Below are 23,997 nucleotides of genomic sequence, written 5' to 3' on the forward strand. Positions count from 1 at the left end.
TTGTTAAACGTTATGACAAAGTGAACGGTGAATATATTAATTTTTTCTTAGAGGAATTGAGAGCACAGCATTCGCCTGAACTCAGCATTCATCTAGTACTAGATAGTGCCGCTTATCATCGTTCAAATATAGTTAAAAACAAAGCAAAAGAGCTTAATATTCAGCTGCACTATTTACCTCCCTATAGCCCTAATTTAAATCCAATAGAACGGCTTTGGAAAGTCATGAACGAACATGTGAGAAATAATAAATATTTCTCTACAGCCAAAGAGTTTCGAGAACAAATCGATGATTTTTTCGAAAATAAGCTCCCTGAAATAGGAGGCTCCTTATCGAGTCGAATTAATGACAACTTTCAGAAGCTAGCATCTGCATCTTGAAGTGGGATGGGTATAGATCAAATATGAGGATCCACGTCAACATATTTATTCAAAATTATAGGGGGCGACACAAAATAGTCGTTTTTATTACTTAACTGATGTTACGCAGTGAGGCTAAACTTTCAATTCAAAAATAGTTAATATAGAGCGATGAATAAAAACAAACAAATATTTGAGCTGTACATTGATTACCTCGTCACCTCATTCAGTTACACGACCGCTACGGGGCTATCTCATCTTTTAGATGGTGATCGATCAAGTTACCCGTTTTCTCTCACATAAGCAGTTTAGCTCAGGAGATTTGTGGAAAAATGTAAAAAAGGAGGTACGTAAAATTGAATCTGAAGAAGGTGTTTTAATCTTTGATGATACTGTTCAAGCTAAACCTTACTCGAGTGAAAATGAACTTATTAATTGGCACTTTGATCATACCGTTGGCCGCTCTGTTAAAGGCATCAATTTATTGAATTGTATTTATCATGCTAATGATGCAAGTATTCCCGTTGCTTTTAAGCTAATAACCAAACCGATTCAATACACTGATCTTGCTACGAGGAAGATAAAAAGAAAAAGTGGCACAACGAAAAATGATGATTTGATTACAATACTCAAAGCGTGTCAAAAAAACCAATTAAAATGGCGCTATGTCTTAGCTGATAGCTGGTTTTCATCGATTGGTAATATGAAATTTATCAATGATAAAATGAAGAAATTTTTTTTACTCGCCTTAAAAAGCAATCGTTTAATCGCATTGAATAAAGAAGATAAATTACAAGGACGCTTTCAACGTATCGATTCATTAGATTGGTCAGATTCCCCGATTTGTGGTTGGGTAAAAGGAATGGATATGCCCATTATTTTACATCGACAAATTTTTAAAAACAAAGATGGCAGTGAAGGGATATTATATTTGATCAGCAATGATATTGGACTAGATAAAGAGTCAATGGAAACAATCTATCAAAAACGATGGAAAGTTGAAGTTTTTCACAAGAATATAAAATCAAATACGGGCCTTGCTAAATCACCGGCAAAAAAAGAGAGAACTCAGAGCAATCACATTTTCATGTCATTGCTCGCAACCGCCAAATTGAAAGGATTAAGTGTAAAAAAAGGTTTAAGCACATTTGGTTTGAAAACAAAGCTTTATATCAAAGCTCAAAAAGAAGCATTTAGAGCTTGGAAACAAATGCAGACTTTAACTGCGTAACATCAGTTACTTAATCGACTATTTTCTGTTGAAAATTTAATCACTAAGAACAGGTGCGGAAAGACAGTTTAATCTCAACTCGGGGTAATAAAAACGAAATTCATTTAACAATTAATTGGTTGCAGTTTATCGTCATATAGTATTAATCGTTTTGTTTAGTTAAAGACAAATCAGCATCACAATAACTGATTATTGGTAGCTAATTTAACGCAGAAATACACGGAAATAGCTGCGCTGTATCGATTGGCTTATCTCGAGTTGAGGTTATCTCTCTGTTTATTATCAACTGTCCTTTTCCCTTTGATGTCTCATTATTGAATCACCACATATATAAACTTTCAGCTAAATTCATTAAATCATTACACCCTGTTTTTTATCAAGATTGCGATGATTAGAGCGGTATCTGTGACCGGTATTGTGCGTGTATCTTAAATTAGAGTTAAATAAACCAGTAAAATTTAGTACAGTCAGTACTTCATTTTATATTTTTACAAATTCAGGAAGTTAGTATGATTAAATTTATTCTTATTGCGTTAATTCTAGTCGTCGCATTTTTTATTTTTCAATCTATGAACGCAGGTAAAAATGCGCCAGAAAATATTGCTAAAGGAGAGGTGTTTTTAACTGAAAATGCAACTAAAGAAGGGGTGATGGTGACGGATTCCGGTCTGCAATATGAGATATTAGAAAAAGGCGAAGGGACAGTACACCCAATCGCAAAAAGTAACGTACAAGTTCATTATCATGGCACATTGCTTGACGGTACGGTTTTTGACAGCTCAGTAGACCGTGGTGAGCCTATTTCTTTTGGTTTGCATCAAGTTATTCCAGGTTGGACGGAAGGTGTTCAATTGATGGTGGAAGGGGATAAATTCCGTTTCTTCATTCCGAGTAAGCTTGCTTATGGCAATCGAAGTGCAGGTAAAATTACCCCCGGGTCATTATTGATTTTTGATGTTGAGTTATTAAAAATAAACTAATATAGCGATGTATTGAATAAAGCATTTATTAAATAAAACCATTTTTTAAATAAAACATGTATAGAGTAAAAAGTGTGTTGATTGGCTTATAACGACTTCTAGATAATAACAACCTCTTAATTGTAAGAGGTTGTTATTCATTAGTTAGTGCTTGTTAACAGAAAAGAAATCAGTGTCAGTTAATAGATAATAACTTATTCGCAAGGCGGCGCTAGGTGAATCACAGCCAATCCACCCTGTGATGTTTCACGGTATTTTTTATTCATATCTTTACCCGTTTGAAACATAGTAGCGATCACTTTATCTAACGAAATGAGTGATTTACTATTACGTTTTAAGGCCATTCTAGAGGCATTAATCGCCTTCATTGCACCCATTGCATTACGCTCTATACAGGGGATTTGTACTAATCCACCGATCGGGTCACAGGTCATACCTAGTGAATGCTCCATTGCTATTTCAGCGGCAATACAAATTTGCTCATTACTACCGCCTCGAATTGCTGTTAAACCTGCAGCTGCCATTGATGATGAAACGCCAATTTCACCTTGGCAACCTACTTCTGCTCCTGAAATAGAAGCATTCATTTTATATAGCATTCCAATCGCTGCTGATACGGCTAAAAAGTCCTTTAGTTTCGCTGTATCAATTTCACGTATGTATTTGTTGTAATACATTAACACTGAAGGGATAACTCCTGCTGCACCATTGGTTGGAGATGTGACCACTTGCCCACCAGATGCATTTTCTTCACTTACGGCAAAGGCATACAGGTTAACCCAATCTAAAATACTCATCGGGTCGTTATCAACCCCTTCGCTAGACTGTAGTGTTTTTAATAAAGCGGGGGCTCGGCGCACAACCTGTAAACCACCTTCTAGGATGCCTTCTGTTTTCAGACCTCGTTCTAGACATTGTGAGATCACTCTCCATATCTTCTCCGTCGTTTCATCGAGTTGTTGCTCACTACAAAAACTAAGTTCATTCTTTAATACTAAGCCACCAATGCTTAATCCATTTCGGTCAGCTTGGTTGAGTAAGCTTTCCGCTGAATTAAAAGGGAAAGGTACGCTATTTTTAGGTGTTTTGACGGGGTTTAATAATTGCTCTTCTGTGCTGATAAACCCTCCGCCAGTTGAGTAATAAGTGTGAGAGTCGATTTTTTTATCTTGCTCATAAGCCATTAAACGCATTCCATTTTCATGCAATGGTAAGCTTTCACTTTTAAACTCAATATCAATCTCAGGATTAAATGCAATGCTCAGTGTATTTAAAAACGGCAGTGTATTTGTTTCTGCAATTTCCTTTAATAATTTATTGGCCGTATTGGTTTTTACTGTATCTGGTTTAAAACCCATCAAACCTAGCATGATAGCTCTATCGGTATGATGTCCCTTACCCGTTAATGACAAAGAACCGTATAATTCAATTTTAATACTGGTAATACGATCTATATTTTCTTGGTTAGCAGTAGCAAAAAGATAAGCGGCTAACATAGGGCCACTAGTGTGTGAACTCGACGGCCCGATGCCTATTTTATAAATATCAAAAATTGAAAGCATAGTTACTTCCTAATAGTGGTAAAATCAGTAAATGGGAGCGGAAGGGGATTTGCTACCCTTCCATGTATTCATTAGTTGCAGTGTAACTGGAACTGCTGAGAAAAGAGTTGTCCAAGCCCATTATTGGGCGCTACGTCATCTGCTAAAGATAAAGTATAAGCTCGTTGCGCATCTGAAGCTTTAGGTTCAAGTAATTTCTGTTTGCAGTGTTTATTAATATCTTCGGTGACTTGAATCTCCTGTGGCTCAAGCCATGACATATCAACAAAATAAGTTGAATCGTAAATAAAGAGTTTAAAGGTTTTATTATTAAAAGCGATTGGCTCGGATAGGGGAATATCAAAGCTTAGCACTAACTTATCTTGGTATTGTATTAGCTGAGGGTAACGTGCCGCTTTAAACTTAATTGGCGTATTACCAACATAAAAATAGGTGAAATAATGTTCGTTATACATGTTATTGGTTACGCTAGTCGCTAATAACTGTAACGTATTATCGATATGTTCTGGGCTAATATCTTCACCCTGTAACATATAAGCAGATGTTTCTGCATCAAAAGTCCAAGTCATGTGTAAGGTTGTAATATGTGTTTGATCACTTCCAATCGCAGTATTTGTATCTATCCATGCGTGCGGATGGGCAGACAAAGTAAAAGGGAATGAGAGGCAAGCTAACAGTAACCATTTAATGGGTAGTAAATATTTTAAGGTTTTTATTAATCGGTTCATCTTGAGCTCATTCAATTGATCTTTTGTATCTGCTTTAATCATATTTTCTAGAAAGCATAGTAACGGGCATCAGTTACCTTCAATTGTACTTTCATAAAGTACAATTGAAGCTGGTACCAACTCTGTAATACCAATTTCATTAAGTATATGATCAATTATTGGCAAGGGAAAGTGCTTCAATTGAAGTCAGAAATTCGTCAAATGGTCGTTCCCTTTGCAAAATTTATAACGCAGAAGTGATGTATTTTAACCAATAAGAATGATCAGCTATTTAGCGTAATTGGCACATAAGAAGTACACTTGTTAAGCTTTTATTTCTTACTTTTAAGTGTAAGTTCATGTTCAAATTCATCAGGGAAGAAAATAACCCCCTTTAAATTTTTATCCGGGAAAACAACAATTGAAAGTTCATCATCTTCTAAGCCTTGTGTCCAACGTTCACGCCACTTAGCTAAACTAATCGCTTCTGGTTTACAATGAGACCATTCTTCCGTTGCCCAGTCCTCTGCAAACTCTTTATTTGGCCATACTGGAACACAGTCTTCATCCTCTGTGTTGAGCATAACGCAGCCATGTTCATCTACTAATAACCAAATTTTTTGCTGCATGTTTACTTCTTTACATAAATATTGAAAACGTTGTTGCTGGTCGAGTTTTAATATTTCAGTAATACGTGATGGAGATAAACTGCTCATGTGTTGTCCTATTCATTGTTTATTTAATTAACGATTAGCTTAAAGTAATTATTTTGATTTACTAGGGGGGAGTTACTATTACTAAGGATCCGTCAAATAGACAACGCTCTCTGAACGAGTCTAATTAGTTTAAACACTGACGGTATTGTTTCCTGAGTTAGTTTTGGGATCTAATTGTAGAATTAGTAGCATCAATTTGATGCGGTATTCAGTTGTAAAAAAGAATAGAATATTTTACTGTAAATGTGAATTTTTTATAAATATTATTGACATGATCTAATTATATTTACATAAAATGCTAAGATAATACTTATCATTACAAGTTATATATATATTGTTACAAACATATAACTTGTGAATTTTAAAAATTTAAAGATTTCAAAGTGAAAATTGTGTGATTTTAATACAAAGTATTAAGGGTATATTGTAAAAATCAGCGATATTATTACTTTATCACTTAAATATTTATCATAAAAAATGTGAATCCGTATATTATTAGTTTTTAGACTGAAATGGTTATCTGCTTTTTCTTTTTATTGTATTACAAATAATAGTTGTTATCAGTCATTGATGTTGATTTTTTAATCATCTTTAATAGCCCACCTAAGGTGATTATGTTTTATAGTATAAAAGCCAAAATAATTACTCTGTTTTCATTAGTGATGATCTCTTTCACCGCGTTATTGTTAGTGACCATTTTTATCAATGAACGAGAGAATATACTGAATTTAGAATTAAAAAAATCCAGTGAAATATCAAATATGCACGCCAACTTATTGAGCCAAGAATTTGCTCAATATATTGCGATGTTAAAAATGCAAAGTGATGACTCGTCACTTAAAAAAAATGATCCAGATAAAATTAAACAAATACTGAAGCGTTTAATGAAGGTAGGTAACAGTAATTTTGTTAATGCTATTTATGTTGATCAAAATTTAAACTTAGTCGATGCTTTAGGTAATAAAAATAAAGTCACTAATCCACTATTTTTGAAAAATGAGCAGTGGAAAAATAAACCCTATAACATCACAGTACCTGTGAACACTTTATTTGAAAAAATACCAGTGATAATCGTTGCCGTGCCCGTGTTAAATGACCAAGATAAATGGCAAGGAACACTGGCCGTTGCTGTACCATTAAAAACTATTATTGATAAATTATCATCCATCAAATTAGCAAATGGTAGTTATGCTTGGTTAGCAGATTCTAATGACTTGGTGGTTGCTCACCCTGACCCTAGCATCGTAATGAATAATCGTCTTTCAACCACCGAGAACCCAAACTTCCCAGGTTTTTATAAAATAGCAAGGCAAACTAAATTACAAAATAATGGTTATGGACATTATTACGACACACAATTACAAGAGTCTAAAATAGTTACTTTTTCTAAGATTAAATATTTACCTGGGTGGAATTTGTTTGTAACCACTCAAGAAGTTGAAATTTTTCGAGGTATATACAGCATTGTATACAGCGTATTAACTATCTCAATTATATTAATGATCGTTTTTTTGTTTATCATAAGCCAATTATCAAACAAGGTGACAGGACCTATCGTTAGGCTTACTAAAGATGTAAAAGCGTCGGTAACTGCCAAAAGCAATTTTATACGTATTATTCATTCTAAAGATGAAATAGGTGCACTTTCTAAAGCGTTTTCTCGCAGCCTTCAAAAAATTCATCTTCATACTACTCAGCTGGAAGAAATTGTTCGTGAACGAACCCAGGAGATCTCATCCAAAAATAACTTGCTCAGTGAACAGAATAACAAACTTGAAGTGCTAGTTTCTAAAGATTCACTCACTAATTTATATAATCGTCGCGCTTTTAGTGCATTAGTTGAAAAAGAGCTTTCGCGCGCGAAGAGGCACCATGTAAGTATTGCATTAGCAGTCCTCGATCTTGACCACTTTAAAAATATTAACGATAAATATGGACATGACACCGGAGATAAAGTGCTGTGTCGCATTGCTAATGAATTGACCACAAGTATGCGTAAAGAGGATCTTATCTGCCGATGGGGAGGGGAGGAGTTTGTTGTGTTGTTATCTGCCTCTACTTCGGAGAAGGTCTATGAGCATATGGAAGAGATGCGAGAAAGAGTCGCTGCAATGGATTTTAGTCCTGCCTCTCAAGTTACTTTTAGTGCTGGCATGTCAACCTATAGAGAAGGTGAAAGCTTTACTGAATGGTTTAAACGCGCTGATAAGGCGCTTTATCAAGCTAAAGACAATGGAAGAAATCAAATTGTAAAAGGTTAGCTTTTAACTCCCACGAATAATAATGTACACATGATGCTTCAAGGTGCAAAGTTAGCAAGGAAAGCTAGTGCCAAATGATAGGCATAACATTGAGTTTTTGAGAGATTAACTTTATTAATACTCTATCGCTAGAATGATTAAGAGACGTCGCTCTTTTACATGGGGGGATAACAACACAGATTGGTGTTATTTTCCTTGCCTACGGAACCCGTTCTCAAATGCCCGTTCAGCGTTGAAATAATCAAAAAGAGGATGTCATTTACTCATATTGCGCCTTGTTCTGATACCCAACTCATGCCGGACAAACATCTTGAAGTAACATAAGTATAAATAGCAGCAGTGCGCTACTGGTTTTATTTGTGGGGGATAAGTTGGTTTTTTATTTAATGTTAACATCCATCCAATATCAGTTACTTTTAGCCTCTTAGTGTTCCTGAACGTATTATTTTGACGGTGTCGAATGGTACTAAATTAAATATTTTGAATGATGAATTTTAAGTGATTTGACATTTTCTGTTGAGTATAAGTAGATAAGTAGATAAGTAAATTTTACAACTAGCGAGAATTATTTTCTTGTTGGAAATTTTAAATTATTCCTCACTATCATTATTTATTTCTATAAATAAATTTAAATCTTTTAAAATCAGTTTCTTAACTGTATATCTTGTTTGACTTAAATAATGGCGTGATGTTTGCTAATTAGTTATTGAACAGAGTCAGTATTCAAATAAAACTTATCTAATCAATATTTGAATACTCGCACATTTTATTGGGTTAAATAATTCTAAGGATTAAATCATGGATATTATTCGTATTATTTTCGCTATTTTACTACCGCCAGTAGGCGTATTTTTGCAAGTCGGATTTTCATGGACTCTTGTCCTTAACATATTACTGACGGTGCTAGGTTACATTCCAGGTATTGTCCATGCTATTTGGGTTATCGCAAGAAAGTAATAAATTGAACAATATAACTAGAATAATATAACTAGAATAATATACATAGATAAAGCAGTAGACCGTTAGATATGAATGGTAACAAGTAAAAATGTACTTTTAATCTAATGCCAGTCACTTAATAACTGATTGGCATTTTTTTTGCTTCTTTTATCTGCATACTTTTCATACCGATTACATTAAATAAGTGATCTAAATTTTGCGCAGGAAAAATGACTTAGTTTAAGGCGTAAATTTAGCTAAATGGTTGTTCCCTTTACGAAATTTACAACGAAAAAATAAGTTATTTTAACAAGTAAAATAGATCAGTTAATTAGTGTGATTGGTATTATGATGCTTTTTTCCAAACGAGCATCAATCGTTGCTAGAGGCTTCCCCCATTTTTCGAGCTTGTGACGAGACTTTTAAGCAAATGATTTGATCTCTAGCGCCCATCTGCGAATGACTTCAAACTACTTTCTTTTCCAAAGGGAGCTGCTAATGACGCTCAACAGCATTGCTTTGTCATCGATTCAACAACCGAAGAGAATAAACCCCTTTATCGAATAGCATAAGAGGATTGTTTGGTGTCGTGTCGATTAAATTAGCAACTAGGCCTATTTCATTCGTTGCCGCTTTTTCAAATGACGAGCTTGTGTTCTTATACTGCGGATATTTGCTTGGTGGCTAAATCCTTAGATTGAATATCAAAGAATTAATCTACGCTTGAAGTACTGTTTGTTGCTGGTCCGTTGTGGCGGGTATAAAAAAGCCGTAAAAGAAATTAATCTATTACGGCTTTTAAAATATGGCCTTCCCCGACTCGAACGGGGGACCTGACGATTATGAGTCGTAATTATTCTTATTTCATACCATTTCTTATTATTTAAAAGTCATCTTGTGGGCCTTGGTGTGTATGGGGTTGTCTTCTTTTTTTGTTTTCAATCTATTTTATATTATTTCATTGCGCTACACTCTAACTACACCCACAACTACACCCAAAATTGAATTGGGTATAGTTAGCAAAGGAATAGTTATGGCATTACTCACTCTAAATAAAATCATCGGTTTCAGGAAAAAGCAGTCAGCCTATTATGAATGGGAAGATGATGGCACTAAGGGAATGGGGCGCTTAGGTGTGAAAGTCTTTAGTAGTGGCAGTAAGCGCTTTGTTTTTCGTTACTTTGTAGAGGGTAAGCCGAAGTTTATCAAAATAGGTGATGCGCCCACCAGCAAAGAGAACGGGATTAGTTTAGTTGATGCTCGCTTAATAGCTAAAAAGTATGGTGCAATGTTGCAAGCAGGGCAGGACCCAAGACTCGAACTGGGGATCATAAAAGCAGAAGCAGAGAATAAAGTTAAAGCAGAAGCGCAACAAGGAAGCATTGAACAGTTATTCCATAGTTACACTACACAGATGCAAAAAGATGGTAAGCGAACGCATGAGGCGGTATTAAAAGCTTTAGAAAAAGAAGTTTATCCGCACATAAAGCCAGAGACTAAAGCTAAAGATGTAAGCAAAGATGATTTGATTACCATATTAGCGCACATGATCAGGCGTGGAGCTGTCACACAAAGCAATAGAGTTAGAAGTTATTTAATGGCTTCATTTAATTATGGTTTAGCGCATGACAATGACCCAGCTAACTTTATTGATGATGCTAAGTTCGGTTTATTATTTAATCCAGTATCAGCGATCCCTAAACAAAAATCAGCGGAAAAAGTAGGAGAGCATTTTTTAAGTGATAGCGAAATAAAACAGTTATTGAACGATTTAAATAATGAGTTCTTACGCTTTCAAATGGGGGATAGTATTCGTAATCTCATCAGCCTTATATTTTACACTGGCGGACAAAGACCTTTTGAACTGGCTTCATCTCGCTGGGAGAGTATCAACTGGGAAGCTAAGACTTTATTAATCACTACAGATATTTCTAAAAACAAACGTCCTCATCTTATACCACTTACAGAGTCAGCCATTTTTATCCTATCAAAGCAAAAAGAAAACAGTACCGATAGTGATTTTATATTCCCTCACAGGTTCGATAGAGATCGCCATATCACTTTAGATTCCCTTTCTAGGGCTATTGCACGTTATCGCAGTAAAACTGATATACGCCCCTTTATACCCCGTGATATTCGCCGTACCTGTAAAACGTTAATGGGAGAACTGGGTATCAGTAAGTCAATTAGAGATAGACTTCAAAACCATGCTTTACATGATGTGAGTTCAAAGCATTATGACCGGTATGAGTATATGCCAGAGAAGCAAAAGGCATTGGAATCATGGGAACAAAAGCTTAATGAAGTAGCTGTAGATAATGTGTTGTCGTTTAAAGAAAGGGGGACTTATGGCGCATGATTTGGCTCTTATCGGTGCTTTATACGGAGTTAGGAAGTATGGAGATTATAGCGCTCTTGTAAGTCTCTTTGAAAAGAGTCCTATGCTTGTAATAGGGGATGAAGTTGCCCTCGAGTATATTATTGAACTCATTAAACAATCACCTAAGCTAAAGCGGCCTAGTACGCTCTATACCCCCGATAATATTAGTGAATTGGATTTCTTTGTTTCTAGAGTTTGGGCTTATCATTTTTTGGGGGTTCAGTTATATAGCAAATATGAAGATGAGAAAAATATTCAGGAAGAAAACCCTCCACATAGTGCTATCGATCGTGTTTTTCGTTGGGGGAAGTTACGCGGTAGCAAGATAGGTTATAGCAAACTTCAAAAGAAAATATCTCTTGAAAAAAAGAAGCTGAAAAAAGGCTCTAAAAAGGTGGGAGAGGTGGCTTGGACGAAGATATCTATTCTAATGTTTGAATTGTATCGTGACGAAAAAGACTCACTTGATCTTTCAAAAGGTAAGCTAAATGCTATAGGAACTTATTTTGACCCCATTGAATGCTCTATTTGGCAAGAATTGGAGGAAGGGCCTAGATCGGAGGTTGGCGAAATTTAAAACAAAAATAGCCCCCAGAATTACTCATTGTATCCTTGTATTGTTTAATCTCTTTTAACAAGGAGCAATACAATGATACAGCAATCTACATTCTCACAATCAAACCGCATCATCTCAATTACTGAGTTATCGGATTTATTATCCAAAAGTCGCGTAAGTCTTTGGCGTTATGAGCGTGATGGAATATTGCCGAAACCCATCAAAGTTCAAGGCCGTACGCTCGGTTGGAGAGAGAGTGTAATTCTTGAATGGCTAGAAACTCAGGAGGTGGCGTAATGACCGGTTTTAAATATCAAGGCATACCAACAGAAGCAATTCCAGCATCAGGAACACCAGCAAGGAGAATGCTTGATTTATATATGTCAGGAAATGAAATTAAAGAGCAGTTATTGTGTGATGAGTTCGGCCGTAATTATCGCAGTCTACAGCAACGCTTAAAAGGGGATAGGTTTCTACATTGGAATCTGATTTCTATATTGGAAGATGGAGAAATAGATAGACGATACATGGACCCACGGCATTTATTAGGTGACCGTTATCTAGACTCCATTGCAAGAGCTGAAAGAAAAAAAGAATTAAAGGCAGATTCACACAAAGAGGCAATGACTGGTGCTAGTCGGGTCGGTTCTGCTTTTGAGGACTTTATTGAAGCGAGCCAATATCTTGATGACTTAAAAAAGCCTATCAAAGAGGCTACTCAATAATAGGCTAAGGTGTTAATGCTGGTGGTTCGTCCGCAAGATTTAGCCACCAGCTAACAAAGCGAGTATCTCACAATGACAACCTTAAACAATACACCCCTACTTAAAAAGCTTTGTAATAAAGGTGACCAGATTAATATTATAAATGGTCGTTTATCTCTATTGCCACTAAGTAAAAAAGAAATACCTCCGAGCTGGTTAAAGCAAAATGAAAATATTTTAATTTCAGAAATAGCAGAGTTATTTTCTATAGACGTTTATATCTATGATCGTTATTCCACTGGCTTTTATGGGAAGCATAAAAGTGAAGGTGTAACTTTACAATTTTTTAATCTAGCAACTGGACAGGAGGCCTTCATGATATTTAATGCTCAATTACTACGAGCTAGAAGCACTTCAAAACACAAAGCAGGAGAACGATTACCGAAAGGGCAATTTAGAGTCAGTAAAAATATGGGGTTCTATAAATGGTGGTTAACGACAAAGTTAAAGCAGCCACCTAGGCTTTCTTCGTTCCATTGCTATATGGGCAACCTTAAACAACTGTTTTTTACAGCTGATATTGATCGTAAAGGTCAGGTGATAGACAAGAAAACGGCACTGCTTAATATTAGGCATAAAGACATAGTTGCTTCAATACAGGGGCTTAATAAGAACAATTCACATACAGTGAGCATACAAAACACAGACAATACGCATACAGCAATTACATACAAGGAAAGCACAGCAAGCCCTGAATATAAAGGCGCACAGGTTGATATTACTACGGGTAAAAATAACCACGGTAAAAGGTTATACGGTAGTGAGGTTATAAGTAATACCTTACACATAGATAAACAGATAGTTAATCCCAAAGAGCAGAGTCATGAAGAATGGCTTAATAGTTGGGACAATGCTTAATTAAAAAGTGGCTATACAAAACAACCCTAAATTATCCCTGTTTTTCGTACAATACAAAGGTGAATATATGCCAAGAGGTTTCCATTTCGGACGAGTGAGAAAGCGACCTTATACAAGCGAGTATTTTCGTTTATCTGCGATTGTATTTAAACCTTTATTAGAATCAAAAGTTGGTTCTTACATTATTCATAGTGAGCGACTTAGTGAACAACATCGTTTTTTTGAATTAATAGAGTTAAGTGGTGAATGTAAAATTATGCAATTCACTATTGAAGGTAAGAAGTTTCAAATAGGGCTTGTTCAAGATGATAAAAGCGCCAGCAATAAGTTGTATATCACTTGTCCATGTTGCCAAAGGAAGCGACAACATATTTATGCGGTTAAAAGTGCTTATGCTTGTAGAGAATGTTTAGGGCTTAAATATCTCACTCAGTCAGAACGATATAGAGATAGATTGATGAGAAAAATAAGAAAGAAACGAAAAGCGCTATGGGGGAATGATTGGCCAGATGTAAATAATATGTTTGTTCATACAGAATACTGGCCAAAGCCCAAAGGCATACATTGGAATACATTCGAAAAAGCAAAAGCTGAAATAAATTTGCTTGAAAGGCAATATTGGCCACAGGTAGAATTATTTTTAAACAAGCAATTTGGAATATAACAAAACGCTAACTACACCCACAACTACACCCAAAACGAGCAGGAATAAAAAAGGTTAGTAAGCACTACGCCTACTAACCTTTCTGTATATGGTGGCCCTTCCCCGACTCGAACGGGGGACCTGACGATTATGAGTCGTATGCTCTAACCAACTGAGCTAAAGGGCCTAAATTTGTTCGCTGATTATATAAGCTAGATTTTTACGTGTCTAGTGTATTACGTTTGATTGCTTATTTTATCAGCGTTAAAGGTCAGATTTATATAATAAAATAGTTATACCTGACCTTTACCTGATGGTTACTCGTCTAAGAAGCTACGAAGTTGTTCACTTCGACTAGGGTGACGAAGCTTACGTAGCGCTTTAGCTTCAATTTGACGAATACGTTCGCGTGTTACATCAAACTGTTTACCTACTTCTTCTAACGTGTGGTCTGTATTCATATCAATACCAAAACGCATACGTAGTACTTTAGCTTCACGAGCAGTTAACCCCTCTAATACATCGTTAGTTGCATTTTTAAGGCTTTCGCTAGTTGCGCTATCAACAGGTAGTGCAATCGTTGTATCTTCAATGAAGTCACCTAGATGTGAATCTTCATCATCACCAATTGGGGTTTCCATTGAGATTGGCTCTTTAGCAATTTTTAATACCTTACGAATTTTATCTTCAGGCATCATCATGCGTTCAGCTAGCTCTTCTGGCTGTGGCTCACGACCCATTTCTTGTAACATTTGGCGAGAGATACGGTTAAGTTTATTAATCGTTTCAATCATGTGTACAGGAATACGGATTGTACGCGCTTGGTCAGCGATAGAACGAGTGATTGCTTGACGGATCCACCACGTTGCATAAGTAGAGAATTTGTAGCCACGACGGTATTCAAACTTATCTACAGCTTTCATTAGACCGATATTACCTTCTTGGATTAAATCTAAGAACTGTAAACCACGGTTGGTATATTTTTTAGCAATAGAAATTACAAGACGTAAGTTGGCTTCAACCATCTCTTTTTTAGCACGACGAGCTTTAGTTTCACCAATACTCATTGCACGAGAAATTTCTTTCAAGTTAGAAATAGTGAGTGCACTCTCAACTTCGATCGCTAGCATTTTACGAATGCAACGTTCTAAATCTTCTACTGACTCTTTAATACCTTGAACATAAGGTTCGCTACCAGCTAGTACTTTCTCTAACCATGCACTATTTGTTTCATTACCTTTGAAGATTTTAATAAACTCTGCTTTTGGCATTTTGCACTGTTCAACACAGATTTTTAATATTAAGCGTTCTTGAACACGTGCAGCACTCATATTGCCACGGATCAGTTTTACCATACGGTCAAACTGTTTTGGAATGAGTTTAAATTGTTGGAAATATTCTGCTTGCTCTTCAATTGCACTTAATGTGTCCGCATGTTTACGGCCATTTTTTGTAATTGATTTTTCAACGATGTTGTTTAAACGACGTAATTCAGTGAATTTTTCTGCTGCTTCTTCTGGGCAAGGGCCTTTAGGACCTTCCTCCTCTTCTTCGTCATCTTCTTTGTCGTCATCAGTATCGTCATCTAATTCGGCTTCTGATAATTCAGAACCGATGTTAGTTGCACTAACTGCTTGTGTCATATCATCATTTGGGTCAATAAAACCACTGATTAAATCAGTTAATTTCATCTCTTCTGCTTCATAACTATCGTAGTTATCTAATAGATTACGAATGGTTGCAGGGTATTCGGAAACAGAGTTCTGTACTTCTTTAATGCCTTCTTCGATACGTTTAGCGATAACAATCTCGCCTTCACGTGTCAGTAGTTCTACTGTACCCATTTCGCGCATGTACATACGAACAGGGTCGGTAGTTCGGCCTATTTCTGATTCAACCGTTGCTAATACTTGTGCAGCGGCTTCTACCGCATCTTCATCCGGTTCATCGTTATCTGTGCCAGAAAGAATTAGATCATCAGCATCAGGAGCAGTTTCAACAACTCGGATACCCATGTCGTTGATCATCTGAATGATATCTTCAATTTGCTCCGACTCAACGATATCTTGCGGAAGGTGATCATTCACTTCTGCGAAGGTTAAGAAACCATTCTCTTTACCTTTAATGATCAGCTCTTTAAGCTGTGATTGAGGTGTTTGCGCCATAGGTACCATCCAAAATTAGTCGTGAAATGTGGTGTAAATGGGAAAAAATATAAGCGCTCGAGTATACGCCTATATTGAATTTTATGCCAATCCCATTAATGTTGTTTTTGTTCTTTTAGAAGTTGAGCCAGCTGGACTGTTTCTTCTGTTGTTAAAATCTCACCTTGTCTTGATTTTTGTTTTAAAAACTCAATTCGTTGGGTCAGGTGCAATGATAAAAAATTATCTAATATGTCGAAAAATACTTGTTCGTATTTATCTTCTTGTACTTGGTTATTCCAAGTTGCTAAAGCAATTAGTTGCTTTTCTTGTGGCTGTTCGCGCCAGTGTTCTAATAGTAGACCTGTAGAGAGATGGGGTGTGTCTCTACAAATTTCAAGTAGTGAATTTAAAAGAGTTAAGCCGGGTATTTGCATTTCTTTAAATTCAGGTATTTCATCTAACTGATAGGCCATTTGAGGATTTTGTAGCAGTAATGAAATAGCTAAACGCATTGGTGTTATTTTTTTTGATGTTGGCCTTTTTTCAAGCTTCGTTGGAGCAGGTAAAAGCTTTTTTAAGCCTTCTTTTTCAATGCCTAACAAGCTAATTAAGCGGGTTTCCATCATTTGTCTAAATACTGAATCAGGCAGTTTTGTTAACAACGGGATAGCTAGCTGAGCTAGTTTAGACTTGCTATCGGCACTGCGCATATCAACCTGTGTAAGCAGATGCTGATATAAAAAATCTGATAACGGCATTGCTTGATCAACCAGTTTTTCAAAAAATGCTTTGCCTTCTTTTTGTACTAGGCTATCTGGATCTTCACCGTCAGGCAAGAACATAAAGCGTAATGTTCGACCATCTTGAATAGAGGGGAGGGCGTTTTCAAGGGCCCGCCATGCTGCAGTTCGTCCCGCACTATCACCATCAAAACAGCAAATAACCTCACTGGTTTGTCTAAACAATAATTGAATATGGTCAGGTGTGGTGGCCGTCCCTAAAGAAGCAACTGCATAGTGAATATCGAACTGCCCTAGCGCAACAACATCCATATAGCCTTCAACGACTAAAATGCGTTTTACGTCTTTTTCATGTTGTTTAACTTGATACAAGCCATAAAGCTCTTTGCCTTTATGGAAAATAGGGGTTTCCGGTGAATTTAAATATTTTGGTGTCGTATCATCAAAAACACGCCCGCCAAAGCCGATTACTCGACCACGTCTGTCTAGAATAGGGAACATTAAGCGGTCACGGAAACGGTCGTAGCTGCCGCCACTGTCTTTGCTGATTAGCATGCCAGCATCAATCAACTGTTGTTCTAATTGTTTGTTGATAGCGAATTTTTTGCGCACTTCATCCCAGCCATCTGGGGCATAACCGATTTGAAAATGTTTAGTTGTTTCACCCGACAAGCCTCTACTTTTTAAGTAGTCTATGACTTTTTTACTGTGCTTATGTGTACGTAATTGTTGTTGATAAAAGCGGGTGATGTCAGCCATTAGTTGATAAAGATCTTTTCTATCGACATAACTGGTTGCCGGTTGACTATGTCCTGACTCTTCACGTGGTACTTCAATGGATAATTGCTCTGCGAGTACTTCTACGGCATCTACAAATTCAATTCCGTCGTAATCCATGAGGAAGGAAACGACATTGCCGCTGACCCCACAATTAAAACAATGGTAAAACTGTTTATCTGAACTGACTGAAAATGAAGAGTTATTGCTACCATTATGGAATGGGCAACATGCACGATAATCTTTTCCTTTTTTTCTCAATTTTACGCGGCTATCAATTACATCAACGATATCGGTGCGAGAAATCAGATCGTCAATGAAATTTTTGGGAATGCGGCCGGCCATTGTGAGTCCTATTGATAAAAGAGGCTAGTATACTCGTTGTGGTTAAAAGTACACAATAGTTGTTAATACTGATTACAATTAATAGATGAATAAATAATAGAGGGATTTAATATTTTATACAGATCAAAACAAAAAAACCTCAGACTTAATTATTAAGCTGAGGCTTTTTAATCAAAAAAGATGGACAGGGTTTATTTCAAGTGAGCTCTTACAAGACCACTTACTGAACCCATATCCGCTCTTCCTTGTATCTCTTTTTGGAGTATCCCCATCACTTTACCCATATCTTGCATGCCTTGTGCATCAACTGCTGCAATAGCTTGCTTAATATGTGCTTCAACTTCTTCCGAAGTGAGTGCTTGAGGTAAAAACTCTTCTAAAATAACAAGTTCCATTTTTTCTATATCTACAAGATCAGTACGGTCAGCTTTTTCAAACTGCGAGATTGAATCTTTACGCTGTTTTACTGATTTAACAACCACTGCAGTTACAGCGTCGTTATCCAATTCAACTTTGTCATCGAGTTCAATCTGCTTCACAGCAGCAATTAATGAGCGGATAGTCTTTAAACGGACTTTATCCTTAGCGCGCATTGCAAGCTTTTGTTCTTCTTGTAATCTTGTTTTTATAGACATTGGAAACCTTTATCTATTCTAGTATAGACGAACGCGACGAGCGTTATCACGAGAAAGTTTTTTCAAGTGACGTTTAACAGCTGCTGCTTTAGCGCGTTTGCGAACTGTAGTAGGTTTTTCAAAGAATTCACGCTTACGTGTTTCTGCTAAGATACCTGCTTTTTCACAAGAACGTTTAAAACGACGTAGTGCTACGTCAAATGGTTCGTTTTCACGAAGTTTAATTACTGGCATATGCCTATTACCTTTATGGTTACGGTCGTAAATTGACCAGTGCATTTAAATTGGTGCGAGATTTTAATCCTATTTGGGGGATAATGTAAAGAAATTCCGCATTAATTTTAATTAATAAAGTATAAAGATCCCAATGATCTTCAGATCTGCATTTTATAATCAAGATCGACAAAAAAAGCAATCTTAAGTGTACTTTTCCGTTAGAATGCGTTTAATTTTTTATTGTATCCTCTATTTTATTTAATTAGCTTAATTAATGAGCTGATTGTTTTAGCTATAAGGTTGTTTATTATGCGCATTTTAGGCATTGAAACGTCATGTGATGAAACAGGTATTGCTGTTTATGACGATCAACAAGGTTTGTTATCTCACCAATTATATAGTCAGGTGAAATTACACGCTGATTATGGTGGTGTTGTTCCTGAGTTAGCGTCACGTGACCATGTTCGTAAAACAATTCCGCTGATCAAAGATGCTTTGAAACTCGCTAATTGCACTAAAGATGATATTGATGCCATTGCTTATACCGCAGGGCCAGGATTAGTAGGCGCATTATTAGTCGGTTCTTGTATTGGCCGAAGCTTAGCCTACGCATGGGGTAAACCTGCAATAGCAGTGCATCACATGGAAGGTCACTTACTCGCGCCTATGTTAGAAGAACATAAACCTGATTTTCCCTTTGTCGCATTGCTCGTATCAGGTGGTCATACCTTATTAGTGCAAGTTGATGCTATTGGTGAATACACCTTATTAGGTGAAAGTATTGATGATGCTGCGGGTGAAGCATTTGATAAAACAGCTAAATTGTTAGGGTTGGATTACCCAGGTGGACCGCGTTTAGCTAAAATGGCTGAGCAAGGTGTAGCGGGGCGTTTTAAGTTTCCGCGCCCAATGACTGATAGACCTGGCTTAGACTTTAGCTTTAGTGGTTTAAAAACGTCTGCCGCGGTAACGATTGCGCGTGAAGGAAAAGATGGTCAGACACAAGCTGATATTGCTTATGCATTTCAAGAAGCTGTGATTGATACGATTGCGATAAAGTGTAAACGAGCCTTAAAACAGACTGGTTTGAAGCGTTTGGTGGTTGCCGGTGGAGTAAGTGCTAACACGGCTTTACGTGAGCAGCTTGCGGCTACGATGAAAAAGTTGGGTGGTGAAGTGTTCTACCCTCGTAGTGAATTTTGTACTGATAATGGTGCGATGATTGCCTATGCTGGAATGCAACGTTTAAAAGCTGGGCATACGCAAGGTTTGGAAATAAAAGCAAAACCACGCTGGCCGTTACAAGATCTGCAGAGTGTTAATGAGTCAGCTGATAATCTTTAGTGCTATTAAAGCGCTAAAAAAGTAATTATTAAAGAGAATACTAAGGCCTTGCAATGTAAGTTGTAAGGCCTTTTTTATGCATTAAATAAACCTTTATTACTACGCATCTTTTGATAATTACTACGCGTCTTTTGATAATTGTTAGGCATCTCTTGGTAACCCTTTTTTTACCGCATTAATTAAACGTTTATTTAAACGGTCAATACTGATTGGCATGTTTTGTTGTTGTTCGGTTAATGCCCATTGAATATGTTCATTAACGATCTCATCATCACTTAATTCAAGTTTATTTTGTAAAGCGGTAATGGTTTCGATACTGCTTGGCGCATTGCCTAAAGCAACGGCGATATTTCTTAACCAGCGTTGGTGCCCAATCCTTCGAATTGGCGAGCCTTCCGTATTTTTTAAAAAAGTAGTCTCGGACCAATTAAATAAGGTTATTAGTGATTGGTTTTGTAAAAAGTCTTTTGCTTGATAGTCCGATTCTTGCGTTGTTTCTGCAAAGCGATTCCAAGGACAAATCAACTGACAGTCATCGCAGCCATAAATACGATTTCCTATCGCTTTACGAAACTCTACTGGGATTGCACCATATAATTCAATGGTTAGATAAGAGATACAACGTCTGCCATCAACGACGTAAGGGGCTACAATTGCTTGAGTTGGGCAGATTGTCATGCAGGCGACACATTGCCCGCATTCAGCTGTTTGCGCTTGGTCTGTGGGTAAAGGTAAATCAATTAATAGTTCCCCAATAAAAAACCATGAACCTGCATCTTTATCAAGTAATAGTGAGTGCTTACCAGTCCAACCCAGTCCCGCTTTTTCTGCTAATGGTCTTTCTAATATTGGTGCGCTATCAACGAAAGGGCGAAAGCCTAAATCGCTAAATTCACTTTGAATTTTATCTCCGAGCTGTTTTAATTTTTTACGTAACACCTTATGGTAATCTCTGCCTAAAGCGTAACGGCTGATATAAGCGAGATCTTTATCTTCTAAGTTGGAGGCAAATTGTGCCTCTTCAGGTAAGTAATCCATGCGTACTGAAATAACGCGTAAAGTGCCAGGTAATAATTGATCGGGACGGGCACGCATCATGCCATGTTTTGCCATGTAATCCATTTCGCCGTGGTACTGGTTATCTAACCAAGTTTGTAAGTTAGCTTCCTGATCTTTTAAGTCAATATCACTAATGCCTACCTTTTGAAAACCTAACTCCTTGCCCCATGATTTAATTTTTTTAGCAAGTGCCCTAAGCTCTGTTTCAGAAAGGTCGGTACTTTTAGCCGTGGAAATGTCATCTGAAGGAGTAGATGAAATTGCATTTGTAAGTGATGAAGGGGCGCTTGGTTGAGTATTTTTCATTGTTAGCTTTATATCAAAAGGTGAAAGGGATGGGCTCAGATTCTGTATAAAGTAGAGTTTAACATACTCTGGTCAGTATTTTGTTAGCACGCTTAGGTTACTTTGAAATAATCTGATTATTATTTTATAGTATTGTTTTATAATGTTTTTATCTGGATCAGTAAGGTTGCATTATTATTAATGGCGTGAGCCTTAATTGTGTCTGTCTGTGTCTATGTTTGGATACCAGTCCAGTTATCGAGTTTAAATTAACTTACTCGGATTGTTCTCAAAGGGCTTAGCCATATCGCTATAGAATATGTAGTTAAGGGCTATGCGTTGAAGCAGATACGGTGAAAAATAGACATGTTGGTTAGCTTTGTTTAGCACCAATTGACTTTATATAGTCTATGATAATAATGTTTTTTAGCTTGTGGTGGCTAGAGGTGGTATGCGGGATATGCTTTCTGGTACTATTAGAAACGGTAGCTTTATGCCATTTATTTATTAAGTGACTCTTTTTACAGAGATCGTTAATAATGAGAACTATCAACCATATTGGAAGTCAGTAAAAAGAAATGTCTACTTTATTAAAAGAAAAACTACAGGATGCAGACCAAACAGTTTTGTTTGGTAAACGTTTAAGTCAAGCCTGTGAACTCGCTACCTGTATTTATTTACACGGAGATTTAGGCGCGGGTAAAACAACATTAACGCGTGGTTTTATTCAAGGCTTAGGTCATCAAGGTAACGTTAAAAGCCCTACATATACTTTAGTTGAGCCTTATGAATTGGCAGATTGGCAGGTTTATCATTTTGACTTATACCGTTTATCGGACCCTGAAGAGTTAGAGTTTATGGGTATTCGTGATTATTTTGGTGATTCAAGTCATTGTTTAGTTGAATGGCCTGAGCGTGGTATTGGATTTTTGCCGCCTCCAGATTTAGATTTAACATTGGTTTATATTGATGACCAACGTGAAGTCACTTTACAAGCAAATACTGAAATTGGATTAAGAGTATTGAAAAATTTATGATAGCGCAGGAAAAAAAGCCCGGTTCAGTTAAGACTTTATCGTCTTCAATCAAATTAACACGATTAACATCAGTGTTATGTTTGCTGTGCTTTGTATTTATATTACAAAGCATTAGTTTTAATGTCTCTGCTGCTCAAAAGAATGAGCTCAAAGGGGTACGAACTTGGCCATCTCCTGATAATACGCGCATTGTATTAGATCTTGCTCAAAAACCCGATTATGAAACCCATTATCTGACACATCCAGACCGCCTAGTGGTGGACTTAAAAACCACCAATAACAAAGCAAACTTAAAAAAGATTAGCAATAAAGGTGTGTTGATCAAAAATATTCGTGAAAGTGCGAGTGGTGAAAGTGGCACATTCCGTTTAGTTGTTGATTTAAAAAGAGCCAGTAAAGCGAAAGTTTTTAGTTTACGACCAGCAAAACCCTATGGACACCGCTTAGTCATCGACCTGCCAAATATTGTTACCAAGGTACCAAAAAGTATTGCTGCTGTGCCAAATGGCCGCGATATTATTATTGCTGTTGATGCAGGACATGGTGGTGACGACCCCGGTGCATTAGGTAAATATACCTACGAAAAAAAAGTCACTCTACAAATTGCTAAACGTTTAAAAGCTAAAATTGATTCACAAAAAGGAATGCAGTCTTTTTTAATTAGGACTGGTGATTATTTTGTTAATTTGAATAAACGCTCTGAAATTGCACGAAAAGGAAAAGCTGACTTCCTCGTTTCCATCCATGCCGATGGTTTTACTTCAAGCCAACCTAGAGGGGCTTCCGTATGGGTATTATCAAACCGTAGAGCAACCACTGAATTAGGTCGCTGGATGGAAAAACACGAAGCGCACTCTGAATTATTAGGAGGGGCTGGTGATATTATTCAAGATTCGGATAGTGTGCCATTTCTGAATAAAATGTTATTGGACATGTCGATGGGTAATACCATGGGCGTAGGTTATACGATAGGTGATTTAGTGACGATGGAGCTTTCTAAAGTCACTCAAATGCATAAGAAAAAACCTGTGCATGCGAGCCTAGCGGTGCTTAAGTCGCCAGATATTCCTTCTATTTTAGTAGAAGCAGGTTTTATTACTAACCGCACTGAAGAACGCTTATTAAACCAAGCTGAGTTTCAAAATAAAATTGCGAGTGCTGTTTATAAAGGAATTTATAAGCATTTTAACGACAAACCACCTCAAGGTAGTCTATTCGCTCAGAAAAAACGTGCGATTAAACATACCGTAAGAAGTGGAGAGTCTTTATCGGTATTAGCAAGACGCTATAGTGTAACGAGTAATGAACTTAAATCATTTAATCATTTAAAATCGAATTCATTACGAATTGGTCAAGTGTTAAGTATTCCACCTAATTATCAAGTTGCTGCAAATGAGCCAACGAGCCAACAGATCGCGGCGCCGGTCAAAAGAAAAGCACAAACTCATGTTGTAAA

The 23,997-nt window shown here is 36.8% G+C and carries 20 protein-coding genes, 1 tRNA gene and 2 pseudogenes; 14 read left to right on the forward strand and 9 right to left on the reverse strand.

The genetic code is table 11. From position 1 onward, the window contains the following. From H592_RS22230 to bamJ, 3 genes and pseudogenes are all read left to right on the forward strand, one after another. A partial coding sequence (locus H592_RS22230; RefSeq protein WP_156916123.1) for an IS630 family transposase occupies nt 1-380 on the forward strand: 380 nt, incomplete at its 5' end. A gap of 150 nt (nt 381-530) precedes the next feature. Beyond that, nucleotides 531-1,590, forward strand: a pseudogene (locus H592_RS22235) (IS701 family transposase). Between the two features lie 509 nt (nt 1,591-2,099). Further along, complete coding sequence (gene bamJ / locus H592_RS0112065; protein ID WP_028868987.1) at nt 2,100-2,570, forward strand: BamJ family beta-barrel-assembly machinery protein; 471 nt, start codon at nt 2,100-2,102, stop codon at nt 2,568-2,570. A 194-nt stretch (nt 2,571-2,764) separates the two neighbouring features. On the opposite strand, the gene H592_RS0112070 is transcribed toward bamJ, so the two are convergent. The 3 genes from H592_RS0112070 to H592_RS0112080 form a co-directional block, all read right to left on the reverse strand. After that, a complete protein-coding gene (locus H592_RS0112070; RefSeq protein WP_028868988.1) occupies nt 2,765-4,132 on the reverse strand; it encodes an L-serine ammonia-lyase in 1,368 nt (455 codons plus the stop codon). Between the two features lie 71 nt (nt 4,133-4,203). Then, nucleotides 4,204-4,860, reverse strand: a complete 657-nt coding sequence (locus H592_RS0112075; protein WP_084296282.1) for a DUF1007 family protein — start codon at nt 4,858-4,860, stop codon at nt 4,204-4,206. Between the two features lie 311 nt (nt 4,861-5,171). Beyond that, nucleotides 5,172-5,555: a DUF2750 domain-containing protein gene (locus tag H592_RS0112080; RefSeq protein ID WP_028868990.1), complete on the reverse strand. Its 384-nt coding sequence runs from the start codon at nt 5,553-5,555 to the stop codon at nt 5,172-5,174. A gap of 614 nt (nt 5,556-6,169) precedes the next feature. On the opposite strand from H592_RS0112080, the gene H592_RS0112085 reads away from it, so the two are divergent. The 8 genes from H592_RS0112085 to H592_RS0112120 all read left to right on the forward strand — a co-directional run bounded on the left by H592_RS0112085 (nt 6,170) and on the right by H592_RS0112120 (nt 13,977). Continuing rightward, the gene (locus H592_RS0112085; protein WP_051369154.1) at nt 6,170-7,816 is read left to right on the forward strand and encodes a sensor domain-containing diguanylate cyclase; all 1,647 of its coding nucleotides are present in this window, start codon (nt 6,170-6,172) and stop codon (nt 7,814-7,816) included. Nucleotides 7,817-8,614: 798 nt separating this feature from the next. Beyond that, entirely contained in the window at nt 8,615-8,773 is a 159-nt protein-coding gene (locus H592_RS23680; protein ID WP_037071730.1) for a YqaE/Pmp3 family membrane protein, read from the forward strand. A gap of 1,015 nt (nt 8,774-9,788) precedes the next feature. After that, the gene (locus H592_RS0112095; RefSeq protein ID WP_028868992.1) at nt 9,789-11,114 is read left to right on the forward strand and encodes a tyrosine-type recombinase/integrase; all 1,326 of its coding nucleotides are present in this window, start codon (nt 9,789-9,791) and stop codon (nt 11,112-11,114) included. Further along, nucleotides 11,104-11,712 carry a hypothetical protein gene (locus tag H592_RS0112100; protein ID WP_028868993.1) on the forward strand — a complete coding sequence of 203 codons (609 nt, stop codon included), beginning with the start codon at nt 11,104-11,106 and terminating at the stop codon, nt 11,710-11,712. The genes H592_RS0112095 and H592_RS0112100 overlap by 11 nt, the downstream gene beginning before the upstream one ends. Before the next feature lie 72 nt (nt 11,713-11,784). Then, entirely contained in the window at nt 11,785-11,988 is a 204-nt protein-coding gene (locus tag H592_RS0112105; RefSeq protein ID WP_028868994.1) for a helix-turn-helix transcriptional regulator, read from the forward strand. Beyond that, the gene (locus H592_RS0112110; protein ID WP_028868995.1) at nt 11,988-12,416 is read left to right on the forward strand and encodes a hypothetical protein; all 429 of its coding nucleotides are present in this window, start codon (nt 11,988-11,990) and stop codon (nt 12,414-12,416) included. The genes H592_RS0112105 and H592_RS0112110 overlap by 1 nt, the downstream gene beginning before the upstream one ends. A 72-nt stretch (nt 12,417-12,488) precedes the next feature. Next, nucleotides 12,489-13,313, forward strand: coding sequence for a hypothetical protein (locus H592_RS23305; RefSeq protein ID WP_051369155.1), 825 nt, complete (start codon nt 12,489-12,491; stop codon nt 13,311-13,313). A 7-nt stretch (nt 13,314-13,320) separates the two neighbouring features. Further along, the gene (locus tag H592_RS0112120) at nt 13,321-13,977 is read left to right on the forward strand and encodes a hypothetical protein (protein ID WP_245600417.1); all 657 of its coding nucleotides are present in this window, start codon (nt 13,321-13,323) and stop codon (nt 13,975-13,977) included. Nucleotides 13,978-14,066: 89 nt separating this feature from the next. On the opposite strand, the gene H592_RS0112125 is transcribed toward H592_RS0112120, so the two are convergent. The 5 genes from H592_RS0112125 to rpsU form a co-directional block, all read right to left on the reverse strand. Beyond that, nucleotides 14,067-14,143, reverse strand: a tRNA-Ile gene (locus H592_RS0112125). A 130-nt stretch (nt 14,144-14,273) separates the two neighbouring features. Next, on the reverse strand, nt 14,274-16,121 hold the full coding sequence (gene rpoD, locus H592_RS0112130; protein ID WP_028868997.1) for an RNA polymerase sigma factor RpoD: 1,848 nt from the start codon (nt 16,119-16,121) through the stop codon (nt 14,274-14,276). Between the two features lie 95 nt (nt 16,122-16,216). Then, nucleotides 16,217-17,965, reverse strand: coding sequence for a DNA primase (dnaG, locus tag H592_RS0112135; RefSeq protein WP_028868998.1), 1,749 nt, complete (start codon nt 17,963-17,965; stop codon nt 16,217-16,219). Between the two features lie 191 nt (nt 17,966-18,156). Further along, a complete protein-coding gene (locus tag H592_RS0112140; protein ID WP_028868999.1) occupies nt 18,157-18,600 on the reverse strand; it encodes a GatB/YqeY domain-containing protein in 444 nt (147 codons plus the stop codon). Between the two features lie 18 nt (nt 18,601-18,618). After that, on the reverse strand, nt 18,619-18,834 hold the full coding sequence (rpsU, locus tag H592_RS0112145) for a 30S ribosomal protein S21 (protein WP_025563760.1): 216 nt from the start codon (nt 18,832-18,834) through the stop codon (nt 18,619-18,621). Between the two features lie 291 nt (nt 18,835-19,125). Here rpsU and tsaD point away from each other — a divergent pair, with 291 nt between their 5' ends. Beyond that, nucleotides 19,126-20,160, forward strand: coding sequence for a tRNA (adenosine(37)-N6)-threonylcarbamoyltransferase complex transferase subunit TsaD (gene tsaD / locus H592_RS0112150; protein ID WP_028869000.1), 1,035 nt, complete (start codon nt 19,126-19,128; stop codon nt 20,158-20,160). A gap of 141 nt (nt 20,161-20,301) precedes the next feature. Here tsaD and queG read toward each other — a convergent pair whose 3' ends face one another. After that, a complete protein-coding gene (queG, locus tag H592_RS0112155; protein WP_084296274.1) occupies nt 20,302-21,525 on the reverse strand; it encodes a tRNA epoxyqueuosine(34) reductase QueG in 1,224 nt (407 codons plus the stop codon). A 557-nt stretch (nt 21,526-22,082) separates the two neighbouring features. Here queG and tsaE point away from each other — a divergent pair. Together tsaE and H592_RS24925 are read left to right on the forward strand one after the other, a co-directional pair. Continuing rightward, nucleotides 22,083-22,541, forward strand: coding sequence for a tRNA (adenosine(37)-N6)-threonylcarbamoyltransferase complex ATPase subunit type 1 TsaE (tsaE, locus tag H592_RS0112160; protein ID WP_028869002.1), 459 nt, complete (start codon nt 22,083-22,085; stop codon nt 22,539-22,541). After that, nucleotides 22,538-23,911: pseudogene (locus tag H592_RS24925) on the forward strand (N-acetylmuramoyl-L-alanine amidase); the annotation flags it as partial. The gene tsaE and the pseudogene H592_RS24925, both read left to right, overlap by 4 nt. Nucleotides 23,912-23,997 lie beyond the last annotated feature (86 nt).

The organism is Psychromonas arctica DSM 14288, from assembly GCF_000482725.1.
Classification (GTDB): Bacteria; Pseudomonadota; Gammaproteobacteria; order Enterobacterales; family Psychromonadaceae; genus Psychromonas; species Psychromonas arctica.